Here is a 14,290-nt window from a genome sequence, read left to right on the forward strand (position 1 = left end):
TTTCCTGCAGCAGCAGCGGCTCGCTGTCGGCTGCGGGCAGCTGCGCCACCGCGGCCAGGCGGTCGAGGTACAGCGCGGCATAGGCCGGGTCCTGGTAGTCGATCAGGCGGCGCACGCCTTCGGTCAGCACCGTGCTGGCGCTGGCCGGGAACTGCCGGACGATGCGCTCCAGCAGCGCACGCACCGCTTCATCGCGCGGCGCGGGGGTCGCCGGCGCCACGCCGGCCGCCGACGCGCTCAGCGCCACCACCGTGGTGGCCGCCTCGGTGTCGGCATCGGCACGCGCATAACCTGCGGCAAAGGCCTTCAGGCTGGGCTTCACGCCGACACCGCCGCGCGTGATCGTGGCTTCGAACTGGCTGCGCGAGAACGGCAGCACGCTGGTGCCGGCCAGGGCGCCGAACAGCACCGCGCTGATCACGCTGCCAGCCTCGTCGGCGGCCTGCGCCATGTCGAAGCGCACAAAGCGCCGGGCCGCGGCCCGCGCATGGGCGATGAGCTGGTCGCTGTCCGCACGGCCGTCGCCCATCGCGATCTTCTCGGCGATCGAGTAGACGCGGTGCGTGGAAGCCACCAGCGTGGTGCGATCGGGCGTGACCAGCCCTCGCTGCACCGCGCGGCCGGCTTCCATCAGCTCGGAGGCCATCACCACGTCGACATCGCCCGGCAGCGGCATCAGCGCCAGCACCGGCGTGCCGCCGTCGCTTTCGGCGCGGGCCTGGGGGTACAGCTCGACGTAGTAGATCGTCGCGCCGGTGCGCTGCGCAACGCCGGGCACCGAGGTGGTCTGCGCGATGTGGCCGTTGGCTTCGCCGAGGTCGACAATCCAGTCGGCGAGCACGCCGCCGCCCTCGCCGCCCATCGCGAGGATCGCGATCTTGATGGGTTGAGTGCCTGACATCGGATTCATCATCAGAAGGCGTAGCGCGCGCGCCGCTGCGCATCACGCTGTTGCAGGTGGCCGATCACCGCGGCCCGCACGCGCTGGCGCAGCCGGTCCCAGCGCGTCGGGTTGCTGACGATCTGCGCCTTATAGAACGACGGGCACAGCACCGCGGCGTGCGACACCTCGCCGCACAAGCCGCAGCCGACGCAGGAATCGAGCACCGTGGCCACCGGGTCGGTGCGCAGCGGATCGGGATTCGGCTTGATCGACAGCGAGGGGCAGCCCGACAGGCGGATGCAGGAATGGTCGCCGGTGCAGGTGTCGGCATCGACGCCGAAACGTTCACGCACCACGCGCCGGCCGGCGGCCACCGCCTGGCGTTGCAGCGGCTTCTCGCGGCGCTGCTTGTTGAGCATGCATTCGCTCTGCGCGATCAGCACCTTGGGGCCTTTCTCGCGGGTGGTCAGCGCTTCTTTCAGCGCATCGCGCATGGCAGCCAGGTCGTAGGTGCGGCGCACCGTGCGCACCCACTTCACGCCGACACCGCGCACCGCCGCTTCAATGGCATGGCCGGTGCTACGCGTGTCGTTGTGCGCCACGGACGAGAGCAGGTCCTGGCCGCCGGTGGCCGAGGTGTAGCTGTTGTCGACGACGATCGTCAGGTTGTCGCTGCGGTTGAACACCGCATTGGCCACGCCGCTGGTCAGGCCGTTGTGCCAGAAGCCGCCGTCGCCCATCACGCTGATGGCGCGTTTGCCGTCTGACGCATTCAGCGCCGCCGCGCCGGCGCCGCCCAGGCCGTAGCCCATGGTCGTGTTGCCCAGGTTGAACGGCGGCAGGATCGAGAACAGATGGCAGCCGATGTCGGCGCTGACATGGTGCGGCCCCAGTTCCCGCTCGACCAGCTTCATCGCGGTGAAGATCGGCCGCTCCGGGCAGCCAGTACAGAAGCCAGGCGGCCGGGCATTGACGCTTTGTGTGATCGGCTGCAGCGGGATCACCGCAGCGCGCCGCGCCGCGGGCGGCGCGGCCGGCTCGATGCGGCAGTAGTGTTCCAGGAAGGCCCGTGCGCCCTTCAGCAGTTCAGCCGCCGTGTATTCGCCCGCCACCGGCAGCATGTCCTTGCCGTGCAGCGTGGTGCTGCAGCCGGCGCGGCGCAGGATCGTCGCGATGTTCTGCTCGATGAAGTTGGGCTGGCCCTCTTCGATCATCAGCACGGCCCGCTTGCCCTCGCAGAAGCGCAGCACTTCGCTGTCGATCACCGGGTAGGCCACGTTCATCACGTACAGCGGCAGGCGGCTGTTGCCGTAGATGTCAGCCACGCCCAGCTGCGACAGCGCGCGCAGCAGCGTGTTGTAGCTGCCGCCCTGCACGACGATGCCGATGTCGTCGGCATGCGCCGAGAAAAACTCGTTCAGGCCCTGCGCTTCGATGAAGCGCACCGCGGCCGGCCAACGCTCATTCACCTTCTCCTGCTCGTGCACGAAGCTGGCCGGCGGCAGCACGATGCGGCTGACGTCGCGCTGCGGGCTGTCCAGCGCGTCGCGCACGGTGAAGGCCGGCTTCAGGTTGTCGGCTGCGATGAACTCGCCGTGCACGTGGCAGGCGCGCACGCGCAGCTGCAGCATCACCGGCGTGTGGCTGGCTTCGGACAGCGCAAAGCCCTGCTTCACCGCCTGCACGATGGACGGCAGGTTGGGCCGCGGGTCGAGCAGCCAGATCTGCGACTTCATCGCGAAGGCGTGGCTGCGCTCCTGCATGATCGACGAGCCTTCGCCGTAGTCTTCACCGACGACGATCAGCGCGCCGCCGGTGACGCCGCCCGAGGCCAGGTTGGCCAGCGCGTCCGACGCGACGTTGGTGCCGACGGTGGACTTGAAGGTCACGGCGCCGCGCAGCGGATAGTTCACCGAGGCCGCCAGCGTGGCCGCGGCCGTGGCCTCGCTGGCGCTGTTCTCGAAGCGGATGCCGTGCTCGGCCAGGATGTCCTGCGCATCGGCCAGCACGTCCATCAGGTGCGAGATCGGCGAGCCCTGGTAGCCGGCGACGTAGGCCACGCCGGATTCCAGCAGCGCCTTGGTCACCGCCAGGATGCCTTCGCCGCGGAACACCGCGCCGGCGCCGAGCCGCAGCTTCTTCACTTCCTCGACGAATGAACGTTCAGCCATCGTGCCTCTTGCGGAATGTGCGCTGGAATGGTTTAGAGTTGAACATATGAAAAGTCATACGTCAACCGTCTCGCAAAAATCGGGCCGCGGGCACAATGGCACGATGCAAAAGAACCGGCGGGAAGCGGCCCACTTCGTCGACGACTACCTGCCGGCGCTGCTGGCGCAAGCCAGCCAGCTGATCTCCGGCGAGTTCCACCGCGTGGTCACCGCGCACGGCTTCAGCGTCTCCGAATGGCGGGTGCTGGCCACGCTGGCCGGCAACGAGCCGATGAGCATCGGCCGCATCGCGCAGATCACCACCATCAAGCAGCCCACGGCCACGCGCCTGCTCGACCGCATGGAGGCCAAGGGCCATGTCGAGCGGCTGGAGAAAGACGGGGACAGGCGCATCACGCTGGTGCGCATCACGCCCACCGGCAGCCGCCTGGTGTCGCGGCTGATCCCGCTGGCCCGCGAGCACGAGCAGCGCGTGCTGGAACCCTTCGGCCTGCAGCGCGCGGAAGACCTGAAGTCGACCTTGCGCAGCATCGTCGAACTGCACCGCGCGCCCGCCGCGGAGGCGCCGGAAGACGCCGACGACGACGAGGACTGAAGCGGCCGCCGTCTACGCGCGCAGGAAGCCGAGCACGGCCTGCGCAAAGGCCTGCGGCAGCTGATCCGGCAGCGGCACGCCGCCACCCGGGATGTCGACCACACGCGCCTGCGGCAGATGCGCCTGCAGCTCGGGCACATGCGGCGAGGCGAACGGATCGTCAACCGCATGGATCAGCAGCGTCGGCTGCGTCACGCGGCCGATGTGGTCTTCCATGCGGTACGCAGCCACGGCGCGGTGGCCGCCTTCGACATCGCCCGAGACCTTGAGCGCGTCAGCGACAAAAGCTGCCAGCAGGTCCGGCCGGCCCAGCGGATAAAACGCCTGGCGGCGCTGCCACAGCGCGGCCAGGTGCGTGCCGTCGTCGCTGGGCGCCACTGCATCGATGGGTGGGCGCTCGCGCCGCGCGCGGCGCAGCGCTTCGTTGACGAAGGGCGTCGACGACAGCACCAGCGAGGCCACGCGCGCCGGGTGCGCCGCCGCCAGCTGCAGCGCGATCACGCCGCCGGTGTGATGGCCCACCACATGGGCCCGCGGGATGGCCAGCGCGTCCAGCAATTCCACCGCCAGCGCGGCCCAGGCTTCGATGCTGGCCGCGTCACGCAGCGGCGCCGAGTCACCGAAGCCGGGTGTGTCCATCGCCAGCGCGTGGAAGTGCTCGCCGAGCAGCGGCAGGACCTCGCGGTACTCGCGCCAGCTGCGCGGCGTCTGGTGCAGCAGCAGCACGGCCGGCGCCGCCGCATCGCCGCAGTGTGCGAAGTGGAGCTGGCCGGTGGAGAGCTCGGCGAAGGCGCGGCGGATGAGGGGCATGTCGGCCTTCGGGCGGAACGGAATGAGATCAACACATTACTTTTCATTGATTAAGGTGTCAACTGATCCAGAGTCACGGGTATCGGTGGCATCGACTCCCTGGCCGATGACCCTCGACTCGAGGACGCAGAAGGCGTGCAGTGCGAGTAGAAAGAAGGACGGGCATGCCGGACGACTGACCTTGCATCGTCATCAAGTCGCATGACGACGGACCGAAAGACCAATGCCACAGTCCGCCGCATTCAAGCGTGGGAGACAAGGATGCGTCGATGGCTCAGCCTGATCGCGATGACCCCGCTATTGGCCTTGCTGACGGGCTGCGCGCATGTGGTCGTCGACCCTGACGGCACGCGGCACATCGCGGGTTTCATGGTGCTGACGCTGCCGCCTGCGCACCAGGACATCGGCGCCGACGCCGTGCGCCTTCGCTCGCTCGGCCTGACGGTGACGCGCGGCCACGCAGCGGGCGCGCAGCTCACCCTCGGCTACTCGGACACGACCATCGCCGCGATGAGGAACGACAGCGCCATTTCCCGGACCACGCTGCGCCGCGTGATGCGCGAGGAACAACCACCCAAGGAGGAGTGAACGATGATCCGCCACCCATTCGCGTCCACCGGCGCGCATCCCGCCATCCGTCTTGGCCTTGGACTGTGCGCGATGGCCCTGCTGGGCCTCACCGGCTGCGCGACGAAAGATGCCGTGTTTGTCACCAAGACCTCGTTCAGCGTGCTCGATGTCGACGCCACGCCGGCAGGCATCAGCGTCGCGCACGACCGGGTGGAGGGCTACTTCGGCCCGCGATTCGACAATGGCCACGTCTATCCGGTCACCGGCTACTTCCACGCGACCGGCTCCGGCATGCTGCGTGAAGTGCAGCAGGTCTTCGCCGGCGGCGAGGCCGCAACGGTCGTGCTGGGTGCGTCCCCGGGCATGCCGGCGTCAGACAACTGCGGCGATGCACGCGACCATCCTCCCTTGCTCTTCGCCACCGGGACGACCCTCGGCATCAAGCTGGGCTTCGCGGAGAACACGGTCGTGCCCACTTCCTTCGTCTTCGGCTACCGGCGCAAGGAAGCGGCCTGGGTCCCGGTTTCGAAAACCTGCCAGCCGTCCGTGCTCGCCTCCTTGGACAGCGGCGCCACGGCACGCAGCAAGGAGGGCGATCCGAAGCTGAACGCCGGCGTCACGCAGTATTTCGCGACGGGCGCCGCCGCGGTGCAACTGGCCATCGACCCCGTCATCCGCGGAACCTTCACGCGAGAAGCGCAGAAGGCCGTCAGCAATGTCGCAGAGTTCAACAGCCGGGAAGCCGTGCACAACCAGCTCGCCTTGGACATCTTCAGCTGCGCGTCGAAGGTGCCGGACACCAAATTCGACAGCGTCGTGAGCAACGCTGACGAACTGGGTGTGCTGGCTTCCGCCAGCGACGCCGCAGAGATCCGCAAGGGAGTCGATGCCAAGGACCGACTAGGGCGCTACGCCAGGCTGCTGCGGCTGCGCAATGGCGACGAAGACCCGCGCACGGCGGCCCTGGGCATCCACAAGGCGAAGGTCTGCAAGCTCGCCGCCACCTCCTGATCCGCGACACCCAGTCCGGCCTCACCATCGGCCGGCACCCAGAAAGGATCGACCATGGAAACCTTCACCGTCCCCTGCACCCGCTGCGACGAGTTCCGCGCGCGATTCGAGGCCGAGGGCTTCACCGTCCAGGGCTGCGACCCGGATCCCAACAAGGCCGACATGTGCGTGCTGAAGTTCGAGCGCCCGACCACGATCAAGGCCGCGGCCGCAGCGCCCATTGGTGCAACGGCTGCAAGCGCCCCGGCGGGGGCTGCCGCCAAGACGACCAAGTCGACGGCCAAGGCCTCGTCCGGCACGGCAGCCGCCGCGCCCGCCGCACCCGCTGTGCCCACCGCATTGGCGGCGCGCCGCCACGTCAACCTGAAGGCGCTGAACCTGCGGTCCACGCCGTCCGCCTCTTCCTCGGCCAATGTGCTGCGCACCTTGTCGCTGGGCCAGCCGGTCGAGCTCATCGGCGACCAGCAAAGCGGCTGGTGGCCCGTGCAAGTGCCGGACGGCAGCGAGCGGGGCTTCGTCAAGGCGCTCATCGACGACTCGAACGGCATCGGCACGCCCAGCCTGCGCGTTCCGGTCGAAGCCGCACGGGAATCGCTGGTGGCCGAGGCGGTCCGGCAATGGGAGCGCTTCAAGTTCGGGCAGGGCAAGGAGACCGTCGATCCCTTCTTCAAGATGATTGGCGAGATGTGGGCCGCTATCAAGCTGCCGCACGACGGTCGCGATGACATTCCCTGGTCCGCGGCGGCCATCTCCTTCATGGTCCGGCAGGCCGCCGCCAGCCACGCCGGCTACAAGCCGTTCAAGTTCGCGGCGAGCCACTCGAAGTACATCCACGACGCCATCATCAAGGCCGGCCAGGCAGGCGCTCCGTTCCATGGCTTCCGGCTGTTCGAGCACAAGCCGCAACTGGGCGACCTGGTCGCGCGTTCGCGCGAGGGCGCCATCAGTTTCGAGCAGGCCGCAGCGTCCGACGCGTTCAAGAGCCACACCGATGTCATCGTCGCCATCCATGCCGACGCGGTGTATGCCATTGGCGGCAACGTGTCGGACTCGGTCAGCGTGACGCGCTATCCGAAGACTGACAGCGGCCACCTCAGCGACGCGGGCGGCGTTTTCGCATTGCTGGTAAACAAGGTTTGACGCGGCCGCGCCAAGTCCGCTGGCGGACACCGGCAGTCAGCCAGCGGAACCGATAGCCCGCCCCCCCTCGCTCCGGCCAGACAGCATCGGTCGATCAAGCTCGGCGAACCTACATCTGATGCAGCAAGCGACAGGTAAGCTGGTGAGGCCGTTTCGCGGCATCGCGCAGCGCGCCCCGGTAACCCCTGTACTCATGCGCGGCATACACAGCGCGGTCCCAGGGGTAGATCGACGGCATCCAACCCGTTGTCTGGGGTGCAACGCCGCCCGTGCTGATCACCGGGCTGCTAGTCCACGCGGTGTTCGACGAGTTGGGTACCGCATCGCGGATCTTCGTCGCCACCTTCACGGCGGCGCGCATGTTGTCGGCGAGGCTCATGCTGCGGTCTCCTGTCAGCACCGTCCGGATGGTCGCGCGTCTCGGTTGCTGGCACACGCGCGCAGGCCAGTGAACTTATCCGCTCTGGGCTGCGGTGGCGCGTCTCGTGCGCAGGGCCTGGCCCGCTGCGCCTGGCCTTTCGGCCGCAGGGTGTCGAACTCGACAAAGAGCGGCCATATCCGCCACACAGCCGCGGCCTAGACTGCCCGCCACCACGATGAGGACTCTTTGCATGCGCACACTTCGTTTCGCCAGCGCCCTGCCACTGTCAGTGCTGCTCACCGCCGTTCAGGCCCCGGCCATCGCGGCGCCGCCGACGGATTCGGCCACCCAGGCCGGATCGCGTGGTGGACCACCGAACGGCCCGCCGCCGGGCCCACCGCCGGAGGCCATCACGGCCTGCACCGGCAAGACCGCCGGCGTGAAGGTCAGCTTCAAGGGCCGGGGCGGTGAAACCATGTCGGGCACCTGCCAGCTGCAAGGCAGCACGCTGGCGGCGCGCCCGGACGGGCCGCCCGGCGGCGCGAGCGCGCCAATGGGGCGGCCACCGGTATCCCGCTGAGTCGGCGGCCGGATCCTGCGGGACCCGGCTTTGCGCCGGTTGTCAGGCCGGCTCTTGAGTCAATGGGGCTCTGCCACTTGACTCAACCCCCTCGGGGGCGGACGACGTATGTCGTCGGCCTGGGGGCTCTCTCAGGCCGAGATGCCGACCGTCAGCGTCGCGGCGTAGCCGGCGCTCAGGCTGCCGGTGACGGTGGCCATCTGCAGCGCCGCGCTGTCGTTGCCGAACACGCCGTCGGACGACAGCGACACCCCCTTCAGCGCGGTGACGCTCTTGCTGTAGCCGGTGGCGCCGGCATAGACCTCGCTGCACACGGCGGCGGGCAACGCCAGCTGCGAGGTCTTGACGTCGTTGACGCCGGTCGTGGCCACGCTCAGGCTAGGGTAGATCTCGAAGTGCATGTGCGGCCAGCGGCCGCTGTAACAGCCCGGGAAGATGGTGGTGAAGGTGACGCTGCCGAGGCTGTCGGTGACCTGCACGCCGCGCAGGTAGTTCTGCGCCGGCACGGTGTACAGCGAGTAGTTGCCGTCGCGGTCGCAATGCCACAGGTAGACGGCATAGCCGTTGAGCGTGGTGCACACCGATGCGGTGTTGACGAGCTTGAGCGTCACCGTCAACGGCACGCCGGCGGCCACGCCGGACATGCTGCCGAAGCTGCTGCGGATGTCGCTGCGCACGATGCCCGACTGGGTCAGCACGTTGACCAGGCTGCCGTTGCTGCTGTTGGTGCCATCGCCCGGATACGGGCCGGCGGTTTCGCTGGGGATGGTGCTGCAGGCGCTCGACGGGCTCGGTGCGGGCGACGGGCTTGGCGAAGGCGATGGCCGTCCCCGGCCGGGTGCGGCGGACACTGCATTGCCAAGGAAGGGCAGCCCCGCCACGGCCGTGAAGCCGGCCAGCGTGCGCAGCGCGCGGCGGCGGCGCTCCAACTCGAGCATGCGCTCCAGGTCGGCGCGCAGGCCGGGGTCGTCATGGTGATCGTGGTGCATCGAGGGCTTTCCTTGCTGGTCAGTGGCGAAACGGACGCTGTCCGCGGCGTGCCTGGCCCGGTGGCGGGCTTGGCATCGGCACATGCTGCCGATCGGGTCTGTCAAGGAGATAGCCGTTTTGTGTCGTGGCAGACATCCTTGTTGCTTGTTGCTGGCGGCGGCGTCGGTACCGCTATAGTTACCGGTACCGAATATCGGCCGCCGATAACATCCCCTCACCCTCACCGCAGGACCCACCGTCCCTTGGCTCGCTCCACGCCTCCCAAGCCCGCCGCTGCCGCGACCGCCACTGTCACGACCAAGCGGCACGTCACGATGGCCGACATCGCGGCACGCGTCGGCGTGTCGAAGATGACGGTCTCGCGGGCGCTGAACCGCACCTCGCAGAACGACCGGGCCACCTCGGAAGAGCTGCGCCAGCGCATCCTCGCCGCCTGCGACGAGATGGGCTACGTGATCGACCAGACCGCGCGCACCTTCTCCAGCAAGCGCTCGGGCTTCGTGGCGGCGGTGATCCCCTCGCTGAACAACTCCAACTTCTCGGAGACGGCGCAGGGCATCACCGCGGCGATCGAAGGCAGCGGCCTGCAGCTGCTGCTGGCCTATTCCGACTACCGCACCGAGAACGAGGAACAGCTGCTCAAGTCGCTGCTGATGCGGCGGCCCGAAGGCATCATCCTGACCGGCGGCAAGCACACGCCGTCCGCGCGCGCGATGCTGCAATCGGCCGGCATCCCGGTGGTCGAGACCTGGGACCTGCCGGCCGAGCCGATCGAGCATGTGGTGGGCTTCTCCAATGCCGAGGCCAGCGCGGCGCTGGTGCGGCACCTGCACGGCAAGGGCTACCGGCGCATCGCGTTCATCGGCGGCACCTCCAATCGCGATACACGCGGCGCGGACCGCCGCCGCGGGTATGCCGAGGCCATCAAGGCGCTGGGGCTGCCGGCCGGCCGGGTGATCTCCTTCGGCCAGCCGCCGATCTCAATGAGCCAGGGCGCGGAGGCCGTGGTGCAGCTGATCAAGCAGTGGCCGGATGTCGATGCGGCGGTCTGCGTCTCCGACCTGTCGGCCTTCGGTGCGCTGGCCGAATGCCAGCGCCGCGGCTGGAAGGTGCCCGGCCGCATCGCGATTGCCGGCTTCGGCGATTTCGAGGTGGCGCGCAACTGCCACCCGCGCCTGACGACGGTGGCGCTGGATTGCGTGGGCATCGGCCGCGCGGCCGGCGAGTTGCTGATGCGCGCGATCGATGCCGCGCGCGAAGACCAGCGCCTGCCGGCCGAGACGGTGCTGATCCCGTTCCGTGTCGAGGAGCGGGAGAGCACCTGATCAGGCGGCCTGCGCCTCGGCGCTGAAATCGATCAGCACCTTCATCGCACGCTGGCGGTCGCCGGCCAGGGCAAAGGCTTCGCTGGCTTGGGCCATCGGGAAGGCCCGCGTGATCACCGGCGACAGGTCGATGCGGCCTTCGTTGATCAGCCGCACCGCCAGCGCGAACTCATGGTGGAAGCGGAACGAACCGCAGATCGACAGCTCCTTGGCCACCACCATGTTCTGCGGAATCGACACATCGCCGCCCAGGCCCAGCTGCACCACGGTGCCGCGCGGGCGCATCACCTCCAGGCCGTCGCGCAGCGCCCGCTGGTTGCCCGAGCATTCGAGCATCACGTCGAAGCTGCCCTTGTTCGCGCTGTACTCGGCCACCCATTGCGTCTCGGTCGCGACGTTGATCGTGCGCTTGGCACCCATCGCCCGCGCAACGACCAGCGGCTGATCCACCACATCGGTGGCGACGATCTCCGCCGCGCCGTGCACACGCGCGGCCGCGATGGCCAGCACGCCGATCGGACCGCAGCCGCTGACCAGCACCCGCTTGCCCAGCAGCGAGCCGGCGCGCGAGACAGCGTGCAGCCCGACCGAGAAGGGCTCGGCCAGCGCGGCCAGCTGCATCGGCACGCCGGGCGCCACCGGCACGCATTGCACCGCCTCGCACAGCAGGTGGTCGCGGAACGCGCCCTGCACATGCGGCATGCGCATCGCGCTGCCATAGAAACGCATGTCCAGGCACTGGTTCGGCAGGCCTTCCAGGCAGTAGCCGCAGGCGCCGCAAGGCCGGCTGGGGTTCACCGCCACGCGATCGCCGGGCTTCACCGCCGTGACGCCCTCGCCCACCGCCGCCACCGTGCCGGCCACCTCGTGGCCCAGCACCATCGGCTCCTGCAGCCGCACGGTGCCGAAGCCGCCGTGGTTGAAGTAGTGCAGGTCCGAGCCGCAGATGCCGCCCATGCCCACCTTCACGATCACCTGGCCCGGACCCGGATCGCTCACTGCCTGTTCGGTCAGCCGCAGGTCTTCCGGGGCATGGATCACCAGGCACATGCATCGCCATTTCATCGTCTTGTCTCCGTTCAGGCCACCGGCGTGAGCAGCGGCTGGCCAGTGAAAAATGCCTGCAGGTTGTCGCGCACCAGCTGGCCCATCGCACGCCGGGTTTCCACCGTGCCGCTGGCATGGTGCGGCTGCAGCAGCACATTGTCGAGCCCGAGCCAGCGCGCATCGATGTTCGGCTCGTTCCAGAACACATCCAGCGCGGCGCCGGCGATCGTCTTGTGCTGCAGGGCATCGATCAGCGCCGGCTCGTCGACCGTGCTGCCACGCGACACATTGACGAGGAAGCCGTTCGGCCCCAGGGCCCGCAGCACATCGGCATTCACGATGCCCTTGGTGGCGGGGCCGCCGGCCAGCGTGACCACCAGCAGATCGCTCCAGTCCGCCAGCGCGGCCAGGTCGGCGAAGAAGCGTTGCGGGCTGTCTGCACGCGCCGCGACGTCGTGGTAGCCGATCTCGACGTCGAAGCCGGTCAACCGGTGCGCCAGCGTGACCCCGATGCGGCCAAAGCCGACGATGCCCACCCGCTTGCCGTACAGCCGCGTCACCAGCCCCATGTTGCCCTGCGCCCAGGCGCCGGAGCGCACGTAGGCATCGGCTGCCGGGATGCGCCGCATCAGCCCCAGCGCCAGGCCGACCGCCAGGTCGGCAACGTCGCCGGTCAGCACATCGGGCGTGTTGGTGACGCGGATGCCGCGGTCGCGCGCGGCCGCCAGGTCGATCGCATCGGTGCCCACGCCATAACAGGCGATCAAGGCCAGCTGCGGCAGCGCGCCGATCAGCTCGGCGTTCGCCCCCAGCTCGCCACGCGTGGCGATGGCGCGAATCGACGGTGCGTGCCGGGCGATGAACGCCGCGCGGTCCTCGGCCTCCCACAGGCGATGCAGTGTGTAGTGCGGCTGCAGCGCGGCCATGTCCCACTCGGGGTAGGGCCCGGTCATCAACACATGGGGACGGTCATCGGGGGCTGTCATCAGGGCACTCCGCAGCAGCAAATATGGTACCGGTAACTATAAACTCGAAGCGAAGTGCTGGCAAGGCAAGTCATACCGGACAACCCGGAGAACTCGCGCGGCCAGTTGACGAATCAACAAGGTACCGGTAACGTGCATCCTTCCATCCGCAGGACTGACCGACCGTGAAACTCTTCGACTTGAGCGGCCGCATGGCCTTGATCACCGGCTCCAGCAAGGGCATCGGCTTCGCGCTCGCCGAAGCACTGGGCTCGGCCGGCGCCACGCTGGTGCTGAATGCGCGGGATGCCGATCGCCTGGCCGACGCGCGCCAGGCCTTGCAGCAGCGCGGCTACACCGTGCATGCCGCGGCCTTCGACGTCACCGACCCCGCGGCGGTGACGGCCGGCATCGCGCACATCGAGTCATCGTTCGGCGCCATCGACATCCTGGTCAACAACGCCGGCATGCAGCACCGCTCGCCGTTCGCGGAGTTCCCGCTGGAGGCCTGGCGGCGGCTCAATGCCACCAACCTCGACAGCGTGTTCCTCGTCGGCCAGGCCGTCGCGCAGCGCATGATCGAGCGCCGCCGCGGCCGCATCATCAATGTCTGCTCGGTGCAGAGCGAGCTCGGCCGGCCCGGCATCGCGCCCTACGCCGCGACCAAGGGCGCGGTGAAGATGCTGACCAAGGGCATGGCCATCGATCTTGGACCTTATGGCATCCAGGTCAACGGCCTCGGCCCGGGCTACTTCAAGACCGAGCTGACGCAGGCGCTGGTGAACGACGAAGCCTTCACCGCGTGGCTGAGCAAGCGCACGCCCGCGGGCCGCTGGGGCGATGTGAGTGAACTGGCCGGCGCGGCGATCTTCCTGGCTTCCGATGCCGCCAGTTTCGTCAACGGGCACGTGCTCTATGTCGACGGCGGCATCACGTCCAGCCTGTGACACCCCAGGAACTGCGATGAACGCACTCGGCCCACAACGCATCGCCGTCATCGGCACCGGCATCATGGGCTCGGCCATCGCGCGGCGGCTGATCGACCGCGGCCATGCCGTCACGGTGTTCGACATCGACGCCGCCAAGGCCGAGGCCGTCGTCGGCGCGCGGCGAGCCGCCACACCCGCGCAGGCCGCGGCGGCCGCCGACTTCGTGATCACCAGCCTCAACGCGGCGGCCATCGTCGGCCAGGCCGTGTTCGGCGACGGCGGCATCTGTCGCAGTGCCACGCCCGAACGGCTGCTGATCGACATGTCGTCGATCGACCCGGCCACCACCCGCACGCTGGCGCAGCGGCTGCGCGACGAGACGGGCATGGGCTGGGTCGACGCCCCGCTGTCCGGCGGCGCCCCGAAGGCGCTGATCGGCCAGCTGACGGTGATGGCCGGCGGCAGCGTGCGCGACGTGGAACACGCGCGCGCCGTGATGGACGACCTGTGCGCCAACTACACCCGCATGGGCGGGAACGGCGCGGGCCAAACCACCAAGCTGGTGAACCAGCTGCTGTGCGCGATCACCTTCCAGGCAGTGGCCGAGGCCGTCCGCCTGGCCGAAGCCGGTGGTGTCGATGCCGGGCGCATCGCCCACGCGCTGTCCGGCGGCCGGGCCGACAGCCGCATCCTGCAGGAGTTCGGCCCGAAAATGGCCGCGCGCGACCTCACGCCCACCGGCCGCATCGACAACATGCTCAAGGACCTGGAAGCCGTGCAGGCCTTCTCGCAATCGCAGCGCCTGCCGCTGCCGCTGACCGGCGCGGTCGCCGAGCTGCACCGCGCCTTCGTCGCCGCCGGACTGGGGCCCGAGGACACGGTGGCGATGATGCGGCAGTTCGAGGGCTACCGC

The 14,290-nt window shown here is 69.0% G+C and carries 15 protein-coding genes; 8 read left to right on the forward strand and 7 right to left on the reverse strand.

Annotated features, from left to right (window positions below):
- Both VLK61_RS21295 and VLK61_RS21300 read right to left on the reverse strand, forming a co-directional pair.
- Window positions 1-901, reverse strand: a 901-nt coding sequence (locus VLK61_RS21295; protein ID WP_325423685.1) for an indolepyruvate oxidoreductase subunit beta family protein, incomplete at its 3' end; no start/stop codon positions are given.
- 11 nt (window positions 902-912) lie between these two features.
- Window positions 913-3,054 carry an indolepyruvate ferredoxin oxidoreductase subunit alpha gene (locus VLK61_RS21300; protein WP_325423687.1) on the reverse strand — a complete coding sequence of 714 codons (2,142 nt, stop codon included), beginning with the start codon at window positions 3,052-3,054 and terminating at the stop codon, window positions 913-915.
- Between the two features lie 103 nt (window positions 3,055-3,157).
- On the opposite strand from VLK61_RS21300, the gene VLK61_RS21305 reads away from it, so the two are divergent.
- A complete protein-coding gene (locus VLK61_RS21305) occupies window positions 3,158-3,649 on the forward strand; it encodes a MarR family winged helix-turn-helix transcriptional regulator (protein WP_325423689.1) in 492 nt (163 codons plus the stop codon).
- A 12-nt stretch (window positions 3,650-3,661) separates the two neighbouring features.
- Here VLK61_RS21305 and VLK61_RS21310 read toward each other — a convergent pair whose 3' ends face one another.
- Entirely contained in the window at window positions 3,662-4,459 is a 798-nt protein-coding gene (locus VLK61_RS21310; RefSeq protein WP_325423691.1) for an alpha/beta fold hydrolase, read from the reverse strand.
- A gap of 261 nt (window positions 4,460-4,720) precedes the next feature.
- Between VLK61_RS21310 and VLK61_RS21315 the strand changes: the two genes are divergently transcribed.
- Genes VLK61_RS21315 through VLK61_RS21325 form a run of 3 tightly spaced genes read left to right on the forward strand, consistent with a single transcriptional unit; the run spans window position 4,721 to window position 7,180 of the window.
- Window positions 4,721-5,047 carry a hypothetical protein gene (locus VLK61_RS21315; protein ID WP_325423693.1) on the forward strand — a complete coding sequence of 109 codons (327 nt, stop codon included), beginning with the start codon at window positions 4,721-4,723 and terminating at the stop codon, window positions 5,045-5,047.
- 3 nt (window positions 5,048-5,050) lie between these two features.
- Window positions 5,051-6,040 carry a hypothetical protein gene (locus VLK61_RS21320; protein ID WP_325423695.1) on the forward strand — a complete coding sequence of 330 codons (990 nt, stop codon included), beginning with the start codon at window positions 5,051-5,053 and terminating at the stop codon, window positions 6,038-6,040.
- Between the two features lie 54 nt (window positions 6,041-6,094).
- Window positions 6,095-7,180, forward strand: a complete 1,086-nt coding sequence (locus VLK61_RS21325) for an SH3 domain-containing C40 family peptidase (protein WP_325423697.1) — start codon at window positions 6,095-6,097, stop codon at window positions 7,178-7,180.
- Window positions 7,181-7,289: 109 nt separating this feature from the next.
- Here VLK61_RS21325 and VLK61_RS21330 read toward each other — a convergent pair whose 3' ends face one another.
- On the reverse strand, window positions 7,290-7,559 hold the full coding sequence (locus VLK61_RS21330; RefSeq protein ID WP_325423699.1) for a hypothetical protein: 270 nt from the start codon (window positions 7,557-7,559) through the stop codon (window positions 7,290-7,292).
- Between the two features lie 232 nt (window positions 7,560-7,791).
- Between VLK61_RS21330 and VLK61_RS21335 the strand changes: the two genes are divergently transcribed.
- On the forward strand, window positions 7,792-8,121 hold the full coding sequence (locus tag VLK61_RS21335; protein ID WP_325423701.1) for a hypothetical protein: 330 nt from the start codon (window positions 7,792-7,794) through the stop codon (window positions 8,119-8,121).
- 131 nt (window positions 8,122-8,252) lie between these two features.
- Here VLK61_RS21335 and VLK61_RS21340 read toward each other — a convergent pair whose 3' ends face one another.
- A complete protein-coding gene (locus VLK61_RS21340; RefSeq protein WP_325423703.1) occupies window positions 8,253-9,110 on the reverse strand; it encodes an intradiol ring-cleavage dioxygenase in 858 nt (285 codons plus the stop codon).
- Window positions 9,111-9,425: 315 nt separating this feature from the next.
- On the opposite strand from VLK61_RS21340, the gene VLK61_RS21345 reads away from it, so the two are divergent.
- Window positions 9,426-10,436, forward strand: a complete 1,011-nt coding sequence (locus VLK61_RS21345; protein WP_325423705.1) for a LacI family DNA-binding transcriptional regulator — start codon at window positions 9,426-9,428, stop codon at window positions 10,434-10,436.
- Here the strand turns inward: VLK61_RS21345 and VLK61_RS21350 are convergent, their stop codons facing one another.
- Window positions 10,437-11,501, reverse strand: coding sequence for an L-idonate 5-dehydrogenase (locus VLK61_RS21350; RefSeq protein WP_325423707.1), 1,065 nt, complete (start codon window positions 11,499-11,501; stop codon window positions 10,437-10,439).
- A 14-nt stretch (window positions 11,502-11,515) separates the two neighbouring features.
- The gene (locus tag VLK61_RS21355; RefSeq protein ID WP_325423709.1) at window positions 11,516-12,469 is read right to left on the reverse strand and encodes a 2-hydroxyacid dehydrogenase; all 954 of its coding nucleotides are present in this window, start codon (window positions 12,467-12,469) and stop codon (window positions 11,516-11,518) included.
- Window positions 12,470-12,633: 164 nt separating this feature from the next.
- Here VLK61_RS21355 and VLK61_RS21360 point away from each other — a divergent pair, with 164 nt between their 5' ends.
- Complete coding sequence (locus VLK61_RS21360; RefSeq protein ID WP_325423711.1) at window positions 12,634-13,395, forward strand: glucose 1-dehydrogenase; 762 nt, start codon at window positions 12,634-12,636, stop codon at window positions 13,393-13,395.
- Between the two features lie 16 nt (window positions 13,396-13,411).
- The coding region (locus VLK61_RS21365) for an NAD(P)-dependent oxidoreductase (RefSeq protein ID WP_325423713.1) at window positions 13,412-14,290 on the forward strand (879 nt) is incomplete at its 3' end.

Source organism: Aquabacterium sp. (genome assembly GCF_035476535.1).
GTDB lineage: Bacteria > Pseudomonadota > Gammaproteobacteria > Burkholderiales > Burkholderiaceae_C > Pseudaquabacterium.

Coding starts and splice junctions, on each gene's coding strand:
- VLK61_RS21300 (WP_325423687.1), bottom strand. CDS start 3,054: ATGGCTGAACGTTCATTCGTCGAGGAAGTGAAGAAGCTGCGGCTCGGC.
- VLK61_RS21305 (WP_325423689.1), top strand. CDS start 3,158: ATGCAAAAGAACCGGCGGGAAGCGGCCCACTTCGTCGACGACTACCTG.
- VLK61_RS21310 (WP_325423691.1), bottom strand. CDS start 4,459: ATGCCCCTCATCCGCCGCGCCTTCGCCGAGCTCTCCACCGGCCAGCTC.
- VLK61_RS21315 (WP_325423693.1), top strand. CDS start 4,721: ATGCGTCGATGGCTCAGCCTGATCGCGATGACCCCGCTATTGGCCTTG.
- VLK61_RS21320 (WP_325423695.1), top strand. CDS start 5,051: ATGATCCGCCACCCATTCGCGTCCACCGGCGCGCATCCCGCCATCCGT.
- VLK61_RS21325 (WP_325423697.1), top strand. CDS start 6,095: ATGGAAACCTTCACCGTCCCCTGCACCCGCTGCGACGAGTTCCGCGCG.
- VLK61_RS21330 (WP_325423699.1), bottom strand. CDS start 7,559: ATGAGCCTCGCCGACAACATGCGCGCCGCCGTGAAGGTGGCGACGAAG.
- VLK61_RS21335 (WP_325423701.1), top strand. CDS start 7,792: ATGCGCACACTTCGTTTCGCCAGCGCCCTGCCACTGTCAGTGCTGCTC.
- VLK61_RS21340 (WP_325423703.1), bottom strand. CDS start 9,110: ATGCACCACGATCACCATGACGACCCCGGCCTGCGCGCCGACCTGGAG.
- VLK61_RS21345 (WP_325423705.1), top strand. CDS start 9,426: ATGGCCGACATCGCGGCACGCGTCGGCGTGTCGAAGATGACGGTCTCG.
- VLK61_RS21350 (WP_325423707.1), bottom strand. CDS start 11,501: ATGAAATGGCGATGCATGTGCCTGGTGATCCATGCCCCGGAAGACCTG.
- VLK61_RS21355 (WP_325423709.1), bottom strand. CDS start 12,469: ATGACAGCCCCCGATGACCGTCCCCATGTGTTGATGACCGGGCCCTAC.